The sequence below is a fragment of the Coprococcus sp. TM115-187 genome (assembly GCF_027679115.1).
Classification (GTDB): Bacteria; Bacillota; Clostridia; order Lachnospirales; family Lachnospiraceae; genus Allocoprococcus; species Allocoprococcus comes.
Genome location: NZ_JAQEKS010000059.1, coordinates 1 through 899 on the forward strand (window position 1 = coordinate 1; position 899 = coordinate 899).

General features: G+C 30.8%; 2 protein-coding genes. Both read right to left on the reverse strand.

The features are described from left to right. Positions 1-82: 82 nt before the first annotated feature. The gene (locus PGW42_RS15995; RefSeq protein WP_330677081.1) at positions 83-214 is read right to left on the reverse strand and encodes a winged helix-turn-helix domain-containing protein; all 132 of its coding nucleotides are present in this window, start codon (positions 212-214) and stop codon (positions 83-85) included. Further along, complete coding sequence (locus tag PGW42_RS15795) at positions 160-768, reverse strand: response regulator transcription factor (protein WP_330677079.1); 609 nt, start codon at positions 766-768, stop codon at positions 160-162. Before PGW42_RS15795 ends, PGW42_RS15995 begins: the two co-directional genes overlap by 55 nt. Positions 769-899: the final 131 nt, after the last annotated feature.

Here is an 899-nt window from a genome sequence, read left to right on the forward strand (position 1 = left end):
TAAACCAGTATAACGGGCAATTTTAAAGAATTTCTTAAATCGTAATGAGAAAAGTTAAAAAAATAATAAAGCTAAGGAACGTTTAATCCTTAGCTTTATGTAGGCGGTAGCCAATGCCCCAAACAGTATCAATAAATTCTGTATCAGAGCATATCGCTTTTAATTTATTGCGTAAATTACTGATATGAACATTAAGTGTATTATCCTCAGCAATATATTCCGTATCCCAAACACTTTGAAAAGATTCGATTTTGAAAATACTTTATCTGGATATTTCATCAACAATTCTAAAATGCCAAATTCTTTAGCGGTTAAGGATAATTCTATTCCATTCAAAAATGCTGTATTTTTCTCTAGGTCTAAAGTCAGATTGTTATATTGCAAACATTCTGTCTGGCTATTTTGAAATTGTACTCTTCGCAGATTACTTTCAATTCTGGCAAGCACTTCTTCCATATCAAAAGGTTTTGTGATATAATCGTCTGCTCCCAGACGAAGCAAGTCGATTTTATTTTGTGTAGTTTCTTTCGCTGAAATAATAATAACAGGTATCGTAAATTTCTTGCGTACATCAGATAAAATAATATCACCACTCCGATAAGGAAGCATAATATCAAGTATAATCAAATCAATTTTTTCTTTATTCAAAAAATCCAGAACATGAAGTCCATCATATTGGCAATGCACAGCATATCCTTTTTCTTTTAGAAAATCAGCCAATAACGCATTTATTTCTAAATCATCTTCAATAATCAATATTTTATTCATTAGCCTACCTCATTCCTGCAATGCTACTTTCCCATTATACATTTAAGGTTGTATTTCCTCAATACCATTGCAACCAATTATATGAGAGGGATTCTTATTTTGTCAATCTAATTGTAAGCAGAATAGTATAG